The organism is Streptomyces sp. NPDC002785 (assembly GCF_040295565.1).
Lineage (GTDB): Bacteria > Actinomycetota > Actinomycetes > Streptomycetales > Streptomycetaceae > Streptomyces.
The window spans coordinates 1-12,928 of record NZ_JBEOVN010000201.1; the positions used below are offsets into that span (position 1 = coordinate 1).

General features: G+C 71.3%; 12 protein-coding genes. 4 read left to right on the plus strand and 8 right to left on the minus strand.

Annotated features, from left to right (window positions below):
- Positions 1–26 precede the first annotated feature (26 nt).
- The gene (locus ABTZ94_RS31330) at positions 27–734 is read right to left on the minus strand and encodes a uridine kinase family protein (RefSeq protein WP_351205810.1); all 708 of its coding nucleotides are present in this window, start codon (positions 732–734) and stop codon (positions 27–29) included.
- Positions 735–797: 63 nt separating this feature from the next.
- On the opposite strand from ABTZ94_RS31330, the gene ABTZ94_RS31335 reads away from it, so the two are divergent.
- Complete coding sequence (locus tag ABTZ94_RS31335; RefSeq protein WP_351205812.1) at positions 798–1,214, plus strand: hypothetical protein; 417 nt, start codon at positions 798–800, stop codon at positions 1,212–1,214.
- Between the two features lie 70 nt (positions 1,215–1,284).
- Here ABTZ94_RS31335 and ABTZ94_RS31340 read toward each other — a convergent pair whose 3' ends face one another.
- Genes ABTZ94_RS31340 through deoC form a run of 3 tightly spaced genes read right to left on the minus strand, consistent with a single transcriptional unit; the run spans position 1,285 to position 4,683 of the window.
- A complete protein-coding gene (locus ABTZ94_RS31340; protein WP_351205814.1) occupies positions 1,285–2,262 on the minus strand; it encodes an aldehyde dehydrogenase family protein in 978 nt (325 codons plus the stop codon).
- Complete coding sequence (locus ABTZ94_RS31345) at positions 2,255–3,691, minus strand: aldehyde dehydrogenase family protein (protein WP_351205816.1); 1,437 nt, start codon at positions 3,689–3,691, stop codon at positions 2,255–2,257. The genes ABTZ94_RS31340 and ABTZ94_RS31345 overlap by 8 nt, the downstream gene beginning before the upstream one ends.
- A 5-nt stretch (positions 3,692–3,696) precedes the next feature.
- Entirely contained in the window at positions 3,697–4,683 is a 987-nt protein-coding gene (gene deoC, locus ABTZ94_RS31350) for a deoxyribose-phosphate aldolase (RefSeq protein ID WP_351205828.1), read from the minus strand.
- Positions 4,684–4,807: 124 nt separating this feature from the next.
- On the opposite strand from deoC, the gene ABTZ94_RS31355 reads away from it, so the two are divergent.
- The gene (locus ABTZ94_RS31355) at positions 4,808–5,458 is read left to right on the plus strand and encodes a PH domain-containing protein (protein ID WP_351205818.1); all 651 of its coding nucleotides are present in this window, start codon (positions 4,808–4,810) and stop codon (positions 5,456–5,458) included.
- Positions 5,459–5,865: 407 nt separating this feature from the next.
- Here ABTZ94_RS31355 and ABTZ94_RS31360 read toward each other — a convergent pair whose 3' ends face one another.
- From ABTZ94_RS31360 to ABTZ94_RS31370, 3 genes are all read right to left on the minus strand, one after another.
- Complete coding sequence (locus tag ABTZ94_RS31360; protein WP_351205820.1) at positions 5,866–7,506, minus strand: phospho-sugar mutase; 1,641 nt, start codon at positions 7,504–7,506, stop codon at positions 5,866–5,868.
- Between the two features lie 188 nt (positions 7,507–7,694).
- Entirely contained in the window at positions 7,695–8,519 is an 825-nt protein-coding gene (locus ABTZ94_RS31365) for a purine-nucleoside phosphorylase (RefSeq protein ID WP_351205822.1), read from the minus strand.
- Between the two features lie 102 nt (positions 8,520–8,621).
- A complete protein-coding gene (locus ABTZ94_RS31370; protein ID WP_072486709.1) occupies positions 8,622–9,059 on the minus strand; it encodes a gamma-glutamylcyclotransferase family protein in 438 nt (145 codons plus the stop codon).
- 259 nt (positions 9,060–9,318) lie between these two features.
- Here ABTZ94_RS31370 and ABTZ94_RS31375 point away from each other — a divergent pair, with 259 nt between their 5' ends.
- Complete coding sequence (locus ABTZ94_RS31375; protein ID WP_351205824.1) at positions 9,319–10,758, plus strand: NAD(P)H-quinone dehydrogenase; 1,440 nt, start codon at positions 9,319–9,321, stop codon at positions 10,756–10,758.
- A 187-nt stretch (positions 10,759–10,945) separates the two neighbouring features.
- Positions 10,946–11,920, plus strand: a complete 975-nt coding sequence (locus tag ABTZ94_RS31380; RefSeq protein ID WP_351205826.1) for a DeoR/GlpR family DNA-binding transcription regulator — start codon at positions 10,946–10,948, stop codon at positions 11,918–11,920.
- Positions 11,921–12,012: 92 nt separating this feature from the next.
- Here ABTZ94_RS31380 and ABTZ94_RS31385 read toward each other — a convergent pair whose 3' ends face one another.
- Positions 12,013–12,612, minus strand: a complete 600-nt coding sequence (locus tag ABTZ94_RS31385; protein WP_351205827.1) for a TetR/AcrR family transcriptional regulator — start codon at positions 12,610–12,612, stop codon at positions 12,013–12,015.
- Positions 12,613–12,928: the final 316 nt, after the last annotated feature.

Sequence of the window (12,928 nt, forward strand, 5' to 3'; positions counted from 1 at the left end):
CGGCGCCCCCGGACAGGGGAAGCCCGCTACGCCGTCCCCCGCGTCGCAGGCGCCCGTCGGCATCGCCCGGCAGCCGCCGCGGCCAGGCGGCCCAGGGCCTCTTCCTTGCCGCAGGGGTACGCGCCCAGGGCCGTCTGGCGGGCCACAATGCGGCGTTCGGCGCGCATCAGGCGCCAGCCGCGGCGGAGCAGGAAGGGCACCGACTTGCGGCCCTCGCGCAGGTCGCGCAGCAGGCGGCGGCGGAAGGTGGTCGAGGGGTGGCCGCGCAGGCACAGGGCGTCCGCGAGTATGCCCAGCTCCTGGCACCGTTCGACTATGTCCGCCGCGAAGATCCCCTCGGCCACGAACAGCGGTGTGCGCTCGATGTGGAGGGCCTCCCGGTCGACCCGGGAGCTCGTGCCGATGTCGTACACCGGGACGTTCGTACGCCCCGTGCGGCACAGCTCCGTGATCGCGGCGACCGCCGCATCGGCGTCCCAGGACTGCGCGGAGTCCCAGTCGATGTCCGTACTGCCGGGAACGAGCGGCAGTGTGGGGTCGTGGCCCTCCTTGTAGAAGTCGTCCAGGCGCAGCACCGGCAGGTCGGTGCGTGCGGCGAGGGAGGACTTGCCGGAGCCGGAGGGGCCCGCGAGCAGCACGACGCGGGTCGGGATCGGTTGGGAACTCACAGGACACGAGTGTGAGGCATCGACCCGCGCAGGGGATCCCCCGGAGGCCGTGTTGGTATCGAGCATCACACCTCAACTACTCTACGCACTCGGATGGTTACTCGATCGGCTCGATCAGGTGGGAATTCCATGGCACGTCACGCACTTTCCAAGTCCCGGCGCCGCGCCCTGCTGCGGGCAGGTCTGACCGTCACCGCGGTGGGTGCCGCACTCGGCGCCGGCGGTGCGGCGGCCCAGGCTGCGCCGCTGCCCCACGCGCCGGCCGCGGGCCTCGACCACAGCCTCGGCGGGGTCGGTGAGGTGACCGGGAGCGCGGTGACCGGGGCGCTCGGGCACTCGCTCAAGGACGACATCGCACCGGTGGCGCGTCCGCGCCTCGACCCGCTGGCCGGTACGGGCGTGAACCCGCTGAACAACGCGGTGGAGACGCAGGTCGCCGATTTCAAGCCGATCTCCACGGCCGACGTCACCGGCCCGGTGACCCGCGGGGGCGCACCGAAGGAACTGCCGGTGGTGGGGCAGGCGGCAGCGGCGCTGCACGGCTGACACGGGCAGGGGCACGGACAACGCCCGCTCCTTCGGGATTCCCGGAGGAGCGGGCGCCGTTGTCACGCGGTCAGTACGAGGATCCCGAGGCGCCCAGCGCGCCCGTCGGGTGCCAGACCGTCTTCGTCTCCAGGAAGGCCGTCAGGCGGTCGGTGCCCGGATCGGCCGACCAGTCGAACGCGCCGTCTTCATCCACAGCAGAGGAAGGGGCAGCGCTCTGCGCTTCCTTCTCCGGGCGGTGGCGGGAGACGGGAGGGCGCAGAACCCGCTTCAGGTTGTCCGCCGCCGCGATCTCCAGCTCCTTCGCCAGAGCGGCGTCCGCGCCCGTGAGATCGATGGCATTCACGTCCTGGTGGGACGCGAGCGGTGCCGCGATCTCCGCCGTCTTCCCGGACAGGATGTTCACCACGCCGCCCGGCAGGTCGGAGGTGGCCAGCACCTCGCCCAGGGACAGCGCCGGCAGCGGAGCGTCGGCGGACGCGATGACGACCGCCGTGTTGCCGGTCGCGATCACCGGGGCGATCACCGAGACCAGGCCCAGGAACGAGGACTCCTGGGGCGCCAGCACCGCGACCACACCGGTCGGCTCGGGCGTGGACAGGTTGAAGAAGGGGCCCGCGACCGGGTTCGCCCCGCCCACGACCTGGCCGATCTTGTCGGTCCAGCCCGCGTACCAGACCCAGCGGTCGATCGCCGCGTCCACGACGGCCGCCGCCTTTGACTTCGACAGGCCCTCGGCGTCCGCCACTTCCCGTACGAACTGGTCCTTGCGGCCCTCCAGCATCTCCGCGATGCGGTAGAGGATCTGGCCGCGGTTGTACGCCGTCGCGCCCGACCAGCCGCCGAACGCCTTGCGGGCGGCCACGACCGCGTCACGCGCGTCCTTGCGGGAGGACTGGGGGGCGTTCGCCAGCCACTCGCCCTTGCCCGCCGCGCCAGCGGCTGATGTCTTCGCCGTCACCTCGTACACCCGGCCGCTCTCGGAGCGGGGGAACTTGCCCCCGACGTACAGCTTGTAGGTCTTCAGTACAGTCAAGCGGTCAGACATCGAGGTACGCCTCCAGGCCGTGACGACCGCCTTCGCGGCCGAAGCCCGACTCCTTGTAGCCGCCGAAGGGCGAGGTCGGGTCGAACTTGTTGAACGTGTTGGCCCAGACGACGCCCGCCCGGAGCTTGTTCGCCACCGCGAGGATGCGGGAGCCCTTCTCCGTCCAAATGCCGGCCGAGAGGCCGTACTGGCTGTTGTTGGCCTTGGCGACGGCCTCGTCGGGCGTACGGAACGACAGCACCGACAGCACCGGGCCGAAGATCTCGTCGCGGGCGATGGTGTGCGCCTGGGTGACGTTCGTGAACAGCGTCGGGGCGAACCAGTAGCCGGAGGAGGGGAGTTCGCAGGGGGCCGACCAGCGTTCGGCGCCCTCCGCCTCGCCCGTCTCGACGAGCGCGGTGATCCGGGCGAGCTGCTCCGCGGAGTTGATCGCGCCGATGTCGGTGTTCTTGTCCAGCGGGTCGCCGAGCCGGAGCGTGGACAGCCGGCGCTTGAGGGCGTCCAGCAGCTCGTCCTGGATCGACTCCTGTACGAGCAGGCGCGAGCCCGCGCAGCAGACCTGGCCCTGGTTGAAGAAGATGCCGGTGACGATGCCCTCGACGGCCTGGTCGATCGGGGCGTCGTCGAAGACGATGTTGGCGCCCTTGCCGCCCAGTTCCAGGGTGACCTTCTTGTCCGTACCGGCGATCTGGCGGGCGATGGCCTTGCCGACCGCGGTCGAGCCGGTGAAGGCGACCTTGTTGACGTCCCCGTGCTCGACTAGGGCGGCGCCCGCGTCCCCGTACCCGGTGAGGATGTTCACGACACCCTTCGGCAGGCCCGCCTGGCGGCAGATGTCCGCGAAGAAGAGTGCGGAGAGCGGGGTCGTCTCGGCGGGCTTGAGGACCACCGTGTTGCCGGTGGCGAGCGCCGGGGCGATCTTCCAGGCCAGCATCAGCAGCGGGAAGTTCCACGGGATGATCTGGCCCGCGACGCCGAGGGGGCGGGGGTTCGCGCCGTAGCCGGCGTGGTCGAGCTTGTCGGCCCAGCCCGCGTAGTAGAAGAAGTGCGCCGCGACCAGGGGGAGGTCCGCGTCGCGCGTCTCCTTGATCGGCTTGCCGTTGTCGAGGGTTTCGAGAACGGCGAGCTCGCGGCTGCGCTCCTGGATGATCCGGGCGATCCGGAAGAGGTACTTGGCGCGCTCGGAACCGGGCAGCGCCGACCACTTCTCGAACGCCTTGCGGGCCGCCTTCACGGCCCGGTCGACGTCCGCGGCGCCGGCCTGCGCGACCTCGGAGAGCACCTCTTCACTGCTCGGCGAGACCGTCTTGAAGACCTTGCCGTCGGCCGCGTCGGTGAACTCACCGTCGATGAACAGGCCGTACGAGGGCGCGATGTCGACGACCGAGCGCGACTCGGGGGCGGGGGAGTACTCGAATGCAGATGCCATGGGGATCAGTCCACCGTCACGTAATCGGGGCCGGAGTAACGGCCGGTGCTGAGCTTCTGGCGCTGCATCAGCAGATCGTTCAGCAGGCTGGAGGCGCCGAAGCGGAACCAGTGGTTGTCCAGCCAGTCCTCGCCCGCGGTCTCGTTCACCAGCACCAGGAACTTGATCGCGTCCTTGGACGTACGGATGCCACCGGCCGGCTTCACGCCGATCTGCACGCCGGTCTGCGCCCGGAAGTCGCGCACGGCCTCCAGCATCAGCAGGGTGTTCGCGGGCGTGGCGTTGGTGGCGACCTTGCCGGTCGACGTCTTGATGAAGTCGGCGCCCGCCAGCATGCCGAGCCAGGAGGCGCGGCGGATGTTGTCGTACGTGGACAGCTCGCCGGTCTCGAAGATCACCTTCAGCCGGGCGGAGCCGCACTCCGCCTTCACGGCGAGGATCTCCTCGTACACCTTGAGGTACCGGCCGGAGAGGAAGGCGCCCCGGTCGATCACCATGTCGATCTCATCGGCCCCGGCGGCCACGGCGTCGCGGACATCCGCGAGCTTGACGTCGAGCGCGGCGCGGCCGGCGGGGAAGGCCGTCGCCACGGACGCCACCTTCACGCCGGAACCGGCCAGCGCGGCGACAGCGGTCGCAGCCATGTCGGGGTAGACGCAGACCGCCGCGGTGCGCGGGGTCGTGCGGTCGGTCGGGTCGGGATTGACGGCCTTGGCGGCGAGAGCCCGGACCTTGCCCGGGGTGTCCGCGCCTTCCAGCGTCGTCAGGTCGATCATCGAGATGGCCAGGTCGATGGCGTACGCCTTGGCTGTCGTCTTGATCGAACGGGTTCCGAGGGACGCGGCGCGTGCTTCGAGGCCGACGGCGTCGACGCCGGGCAGCCCGTGCAGGAAGCGGCGCAGCGCACCGTCGGACGCGGTCGCGTCGGAGAGGGGGGTACCTCCCTGCTCGAACGCAGCTGAGAGCTTGGGGGAGGGAGCAGTGGTGGGCATGGTCACCAGAGGAGCATATCTACGCGCGTAGCGGCCTGTACAGGGGGCCTGCTCGTCCGTGCGTCGCACGGTCCCGGGGCCACCGCCCCGGCACCCCTTGCACACGTCAGGCAGAATCGGGCCCATGACGAGCCCCACACCGCCTGCCGAGCCGACCTACGCCGACCGGACCTTCCGGTCGCCCGCCGGGATCGCCGGGGGTGTCCTGCTGCTTCTCCTCATCGGCTGGATCGGCGGGGACGCCGTGTTCCGGGGCGACGGCCGGGTGCCGTGGCTGGCGCTGGCCGGGCTGCTGACCGTGGTGCCGCTGGTCGTCGCGTTCACGCTGCGGCCCGTCGTCCTGGCCAATGAGCAGCGCATCAAGATCCGTAACCCGTTCCGGACGATCACCATGCCGTGGACCGCGGTCGCGGATCTGCGGGCCGGGTATTCGAGCGAGCTGTTCACCGAGGGCGGCACCAAGTACCAGCTGTGGGCGGTACCGGTGTCGCTGCGGCAGCGGAAGAAGGCGGCCCGGCAGCAGTCCCGGCGGTCGCTGGACGATCCGTACGACCGCACTTCCGTGCAGGCGGACGTCCGTGACACCAAGTCCCGGATGGCAGCGGCCGACCAGACCATGGCGGACCTGCGGGAGCTGGTGGAGCGGGCGAAGACGGGAGCGGGGAAATCCGCCGAATCCTCGGCGTCCTCGGTCTCGGTGCACTGGGCGTACGAGGTGATCGCGCCGGCGGTGGTGGGTGCCGTGCTGCTGGCGGTGCTGCTCGCGACCGGTTGAGGCGCGCCGGCAAGTCGGCCCGGCCCGCCGGGAACCCCCGGCGGCCCGGCGCGCGCCCGTGTCCGCACCCGCGACCCCGCCCACAGCACCCGCCGCCGCACCGCCCCCGTCACGCACCCGAGATGTTGGCGCGCGAGGCCGCAGGGAGCAGGACCGGCCATGGCCGCGCGGGCCTGCTTGATCTCCCCACCTCAAGACTCGCGCGGCCATCCCCATGGCACGGCCGTCCCGCGGTCAATCGCGGGTCAGGCCGCAAGCCGTCCGGGCAGACGTGTTCATGCGGGGCCTTTCCTGTGATCCCGGCTGCTCCTTCGGTGACGTGCCGGTAATTGTTGGTCCGTCAGGCCCCTTACGCACGTGCGCCCTGGCCGAGCGTCCGGCCATGCCCCCGGCAGGGGCCCCGGCCGTCAGATCCCGGCCGCCGCCGCCAGGTCGCGCTTGATTCCGGTCAGCAGCTCCGCACTCTTCGCTCGGGCCGCCGGCAGCTCGTCCGCCGAGCCGACCGGAACCACGACCTCCAGGTAGCACTTGAGCTTCGGCTCGGTGCCGCTCGGGCGGACGATCACCCGGGCGCCCTGGAGGTGGTAGCGCAGTCCGTCGGTGGGCGGCAGCTGTTCGGTGCCTTCCGACAGGTCCTCGGCCGAGGTGACGGCAAGGCCGGCGAGCACGGTCGGGGGCTGTTCGCGCAACCGCCGCATGGCGTCCGCGATGACCGACAGGTCCTCCACCCGGACCGACAGCTGACCGGTGGCGTGCAGCCCGTGGTCGACCGCGATGTCGTCGAGGAGATCGAGGAGCGTACGCCCCCGCTCCTTGAGTACGGAGGCGAGCTCGGCGACGAGCAGGGCGGCCGTGATGCCGTCCTTGTCGCGTACGCCGTCCGGGTCGACGCAGTAGCCGAGCGCTTCCTCGTACCCGTACCGCAGTCCGTCCACGCGGGCGATCCACTTGAAGCCGGTCAGCGTCTCCTCGTGGCCGAGCCCCGCCTTCTGGGCGATCCGGCCGAGCAGCGAGGACGACACGATCGACTCGGCGAAGACACCGCTCACGCCGCGGGCGACCAGATGGGCGGCGAGCAGCGCGCCGACCTCGTCGCCGCTCAGCATCCGCCAGCCGCCGTCGGCGGCGGGGTCCGGGACGGCGACGGCGCAGCGGTCGGCGTCCGGGTCGTTGGCGATGACGAGGTCGGGGTCCGTACGGCGTGCGGTGGCGAAGGCGAGATCCATCGCGCCGGGCTCTTCCGGATTGGGGAAGGCGACGGTGGGGAACGCCGGGTCGGGCTCCGCCTGCTCGGCGACGAGCACGGGCTCCGGGAACCCGGCCCGTGCGAACGCGGCGGTCAGCACGGAGGTGCCGACGCCGTGCATCGCGGTGTACACGGTCCGGGCGGTACGCGGCGATCCGGCGGCGAGCACGGCGTCCGTACGGGCGAGGTAGGCGTCCAGGACCTCCTCGCCGAGGACCTCCCAGCCGTCGTCGGGGCGGGCCACGCCGTCGAGCGGGCCGACCGCGGCGATCGCGGCGGCGATCTCGCCGTCCGCCGGGGGGACGATCTGCGAGCCGTCGCCGAGATAGACCTTGTAGCCGTTGTCGCGCGGCGGATTGTGGCTGGCGGTCACCTCGACGCCCGCGACGGCGCCCAGGTGCCGTATGGCGTATGCCAGGACGGGGGTGGGGAGCGGGCGGGGGAGCACCGCGGCGCGCAGGCCCGCGCCGGTCATCACGGCCGCGGTGTCGCGGGCGAAGTCGGCGGACTTGTAGCGGGCGTCGTACCCGATGACGACGAGCTCGCCGGTCTGCCCCTGGGCCTTGAGGTAGGCGGCGAGTCCGGCGGCGGCGCGGATGACGACGGCGCGGTTCATCCGCATCGGCCCGGCCCCCAGCTCACCGCGGAGCCCGGCCGTGCCGAACTGCAGCGTGCCGGCGAACCGGGCGGCGAGCTCGTCGAGGCCCTCGGCGGCGATGAGCTCGGCGAGCTCGTCGCGGGTCTCGGGGTCGGGGTCCTCCGCGAGCCACGTCCTGGCCTGCGCGATGAGCTCCTGCTGCACGGTGTCCGCCTTTCTGCGGGGTGGGTGGGGGAGTGGAGTGTGGGTGGGCGGGGGCTCGCGGACCAGGTGGGTGCGAGCGGGTGGGCCGCTGCGCGGGGCTCTTCCCTACCCGCCCCTTCCCTAATCGCGGGCGTTGCCCCCGGACCCCCGCTCCTCAATCGCCGGAGGGGCTTGATCTCGCCTCCGGCTCAGATCCGCTCAAGCACCCGCGCCAGCAACGCCCCCATCCGGGTGGCGGAATCCCGCCCCGCCTGCAGCACCTCTTCGTGGTTGAGCGGCTCCCCGCTCAGTCCCGCCGCCAGGTTCGTGACCAGCGAGATGCCCAGCACCTCGGCCCCCGCCTCCCGTGCGGCGATCGCCTCCAGCACGGTGGACATGCCGACCAGGTCGCCGCCCATGACACGGACCATGTTGATCTCGGCCGGGGTCTCGTAGTGCGGACCGGGGAACTGCACGTACACACCCTCTTCGAGGGTCTCGTCGACCTCCTTGCACAGCGCGCGCAGCCGCGGCGAGTACAGGTCGGTCAGGTCGACGAAGTTGGCGCCGACGATGGGGGACGCCGCGGTCAGGTTGATGTGGTCGCTGATCAGGACCGGCTGCCCGGGACGCATGCCCTCGCGCAGGCCGCCGCAGCCGTTCGTCAGGACGACGGTCTTGCAGCCGGCGGCGACGGCGGTACGGACCCCGTGCGCGACGGCGGCGACGCCACGGCCCTCGTAGAAGTGCGTGCGGCCCAGGAAGACCAGGGCACGCTTCTCGCCGATCAGGTACGAGCGGATCGTGCCGCCGTGCCCCTGTACGGCGGGCGCCGGGAAACCGGGCAGCTCGGTCACCGGGAACTCGGCCTCCGGGGTGCCGAGCGCATCGCCCGCAGGGGCCCAGCCGGAACCCATCACGAGCGCGACGTCGTGGGTATCGGCACCGGTCAGCTCGCGCAGGCGGGCGGCGGCGTCGGCGGCGGCGGCGTGCGGGTCGCCCTGGATGTTGTCCGGAATAACTGATGCGTTCACGCGGATGAGGGTAACCGGTGATTCCCTACGCGCGTAGATGCCCATGCCTGGAGTCTACGTACGCTTCCTCGTACATTCACACAAAAGCGCTGGTCCGCCGGGTCAGCAGGGGCGCTTGCGCAGTTCCATCACATAGTCGTGCGGCGCGCCCGCGGATTCCGCGGCGTCCGCGATCTCGCCCAGATAGCGGGCGGACGGCAGCCCGCCCTCGTACCCGTTCAGCACATACATCCAGGCCGGCTCCTCGCCGTCCAGGGTGTGCACGCGCACCCGCATCCGCCGGTATATGTCGAGGCCGACGCCCTCCCACCGGTCCATGGAGTCCTCGTCCATCGGCGCCAGGTCGTACAGCGCCACGAAGACCTGGGAACGCGGGGCCTCCACCACCGTGGCGAGCGCGCCTTCCCAGCCCATCTGCTCCCCGCCGAAGGTCAGCCGCCAGCCGTTGAGCCAGCCGGTGCCGCGCAGCGGGGAATGTGGTGCGCGGCGCGTCATCAGCCGCGCGTCGAGGTTGCCGGCGTACGCGGCGTAGAGCGACATGAGTCGAGGGTACGGGAGGTGGTGGGCGGAACGTCGATTCCTGTGAGGAAGCCCCCTTACGGGGTTCCGTACGCGGTTTTGCCCGCCGTCCCGGAACCCCGCAGCGTACGCCCCGGCGCACGTATGGAGGGCCCCGGGGCGAAGCACCTTGGCGCGTGCGGGACAATGAAGTACGTACTGCATTCCCCGGGGCGACCCCCCGGACCCCCGGCCGGGGCAGCAGACGGCCGCGGGATGACACACGCGAGGCGGACTTTTCGTGACCCGGATCGTGATCATCGGCGGCGGACCCGGCGGGTACGAGGCGGCATTGGTGGGCGCCCAGCTCGGCGCGGAGGTGACCGTCGTCGACTGCGACGGCCTCGGCGGCGCGTCCGTGCTCACCGACTGCGTGCCCTCGAAGACCCTGATCGCGACGGCAGAGGTGATGACCACCTTCGACTCTTCGTACGAGGAGCTGGGCATCATCGTCGCGGACGACACCCCGCACATGGAGCAGGCGGCCCGCGTCGTCGGCGTCGACCTCGGCAAGGTCAACCGACGAGTGAAGCGCCTGGCGCTCGCCCAGTCCCACGACATCACCGCCTCGGTCACCCGTGCGGGGGCGCGCGTGATGCGCGGCCGGGGCAGGCTGGAAGGCCTCCAGGCCGCCGACGGCTCCCGCACGGTCGTCGTGACCGCGGCCGACGGCACGCAGGAGACGCTCACCGCCGACGCCGTTCTGATCGCGACCGGCGGCCATCCCCGCGAGATCCCCGACGCGCTCCCCGACGGCGAACGCATTCTGAACTGGACCCAGGTCTACGACCTCGACGAGCTCCCCGAGGAGCTCATCGTGGTCGGCTCCGGCGTGACGGGTGCCGAGTTCGCGGGCGCCTACCAGGCGCTCGGCTCGCGCGTCACCCTCGTCTCGTCCCGTGACCGGGTGCTGCCGGGGGAGGACCCGGACGCGGCCGCCGTCCTGGAGGACGTCTTCCGGCGCCGCGGCATGAACGTCATGGCCCGCTCGCGCGCCCAGGCGGCGAAGCGGGTGGGCGACCGGGTCGAGGTCACTCTCGCCGACGGCCGGGTCATCTCGGGCTCGCACTGCCTGATGGCGGTCGGCGCGATCCCGAACAGCGCGGGCATGGGCCTGGAGGAGGCCGGGGTCCGGCTCAAGGAGTCCGGCCACATCTGGACCGACAAGGTCTCCCGCACCAGCGCCCCCGGCGTGTACGCGGCCGGTGACGTCACCGGGATCTTCGCCCTCGCCTCGGTCGCCGCCATGCAGGGCCGGATCGCGATGTACCACTTCCTCGGTGACGCGGTGACCCCGCTGAACCTGAAGACGGTCTCCTCGAACGTCTTCACCGACCCCGAGATCGCCACCGTCGGCTACAGCCAGGCCGACGTCGACTCCGGCAAGATCGACGCCCGGGTGGTCAAGCTGCCGCTGCTGCGCAACCCGCGCGCCAAGATGCAGGGCATACGCGACGGCTTCGTCAAGATCTTCTGCCGGCCCGGCACCGGAATCGTGGTCGGCGGCTGTGTCGTGGCGCCGCGGGCGAGCGAGCTGATCCACCCCATCTCGCTCGCGGTCGACAACAATCTGACGGTGGAACAGATCGCAAACGCTTTCACCGTATATCCGTCCCTGTCGGGATCGATCGCGGAAGTGGCCCGTCAGTTGCACACCCGTAAGCTCACGGGCGAGGCGTAAGCGCCCTCGGAAACCCGGCAATCCCCGGCAATCCCCGGCGACTCACGTGGTCGGGTGGCCGCCTGACGATCAGTACGGAACAACAACGGGGCCGCTTATACCACTTGGCGGCCCCTTGTATGTACAACTTCTGTTATTCGACGCAATCCGCTGAAAACACTCGTGCGGTCACGTTACTGTCAGTTTCGTGTTCGCTGCAGAACGTCGTCAGTTGATCCTCGAAATGGTGCGTGCCAACGGGGCGGTATCGCTCCGTGAGCTCGCCCGCGTCGTCCAGACCTCCGAAGTGACCGTACGGCGGGACGTGCGGGCGCTGGAGGCAGAAGGACTCCTCGACCGCCGGCACGGCGGTGCGGTTTTGCCGGGCGGTTTTACGCGGGAGTCCGGCTTTCCGCAGAAATCCCATCTCGCCACCGCCGAGAAGACGGCCATCGCCGACCTGGCCGCCGGTCTCGTCGAAGAGGGCGAGGCCATCGTCGTCGGTGCCGGTACGACCACGCAGGAGCTGGCCCGTCGGCTCGCGCGGATCCCCGGTCTGACCGTCGTCACCAACTCGCTGCTGGTCGCCCAGGCGTTGGCCCATGCCAACCGGGTGGAAGTGGTGATGACCGGCGGCACCTTGCGCGGCTCCAACTACGCCCTGGTGGGCAGCGGGGCCGAGCAGTCCCTCCAGGGCCTGCGGGTCTCGCGGGCGTTCCTCTCCGGGAGCGGGCTCACCGCGGAACGCGGCCTCTCCACGTCCAACATGCTCTCCGCGAGCGTGGACCGGGCCCTGGTGCAGGCCGCGGCGGAGGTGGTGGTCCTGGCGGACCACACCAAGCTCGGCTCCGACACCATGTTCCAGACGGTGCCGACGGATCTCATCACCCGTCTGGTGACGGATGAACCGCCCGGTCATGACGACCGTGCCGCCACCGAGCTGCAGGCCCTGGCCGACCAGGGGGTGCAGATCGCGGTGGCCGGCGCCGGAAGCGGCCCTGCGCCGGCCGAGGCTGTCCCGCCGGGCCGTCAGACCCGCCGGGACATGCCACTGCCCGGGCAGCGCCGTACGCGCGGGGGTGGCCCCGGGGGGCCCGGCCCGCAGCCGCTGAGGAGCGCTGCGGTGCCGGCGGAACAGGGGCAGGGGGATCGGGCGCGAGTGGCGGATCTGCGGCGCCGGTAACGACCTCCCCATCGTGGGGGAGGTCGTAAGGGGGGCGGGCAGGGGAGCAGGTCCCGCGCGGCTGCCCGGCCACGGCCACCGCACCCACCCCCTCAACCACTTTCCGCGTTCGGCCCCTTCAGTCCCTGCAGGGTCAGCATCAGCAGTCGCCCCGCCAACTCCGGATCATCCGGCGACTGCTCCGTGGCCAGTGCGATCGCGTTCGTCAGCTGCATCAAGTCGTCGATGGACACATCCGCCCGCACGGCCCCACTCGCTTGCGCGCGTGCCAGCAGCACCGCACCCGCCTCGCGCAGCGGCACATTGCACTGCGAAAGTGCCGAAGTCTCGTCCCGTGACGTCGATATGAGCGCCTGGGCGAGCCCGCGGTACTCACCCGCATGGGTGATGATCGCGCCCAGCCACTCCACCAGGCCCGCGCACGGCTGCTCCGCCCCCGCGAGTTCGCGGGAACGGGTGATCAGGGAGGCGAGGGCCTCCTGGAAGACGGCGTTCATCAGCGCGTGCCGGTTCGGGAAGTGCCGGTACAGCGTGCCGATCCCCACGCCCGCACGTCGCGCGATGTCCTCCAGGGACGCATCGGTTCCGTGCTCCGCGAAGGCGGTACGGGCCTCACCCAGCAGCCGGTCGTAATTGCGGCGCGCGTCGGCACGCATGGGCCGGGCCGGCGTCTGTGCCGCGCTCATCGCCATTGCGCAGTCCTCCCTTTTTCCGCTTTTCCGCCCAGGGTCCAGGATGCCATTACGCATCCGTCCTTCCGCGCCGGTGACGGTGTACGGGGCCGCGGTCCGGGCGGCGGATCTGCCGGGCCCGGACGTAATGGCCGAGGGCTGCTCGACCGGGCTGCTCACCGCACCGGCTGCCTGGCGCCGACCCCGATCCTGCTGCTCGTCGCGAGGACGACCACCGCGCCACCCGCCGAGCAGTGACGCACGCCGCCGCCGAACGACCGGGGCCCCGGCGGGGGCCGACGGCGCCCGCGGCGAAGGCAGAGCACACGGCATAAAC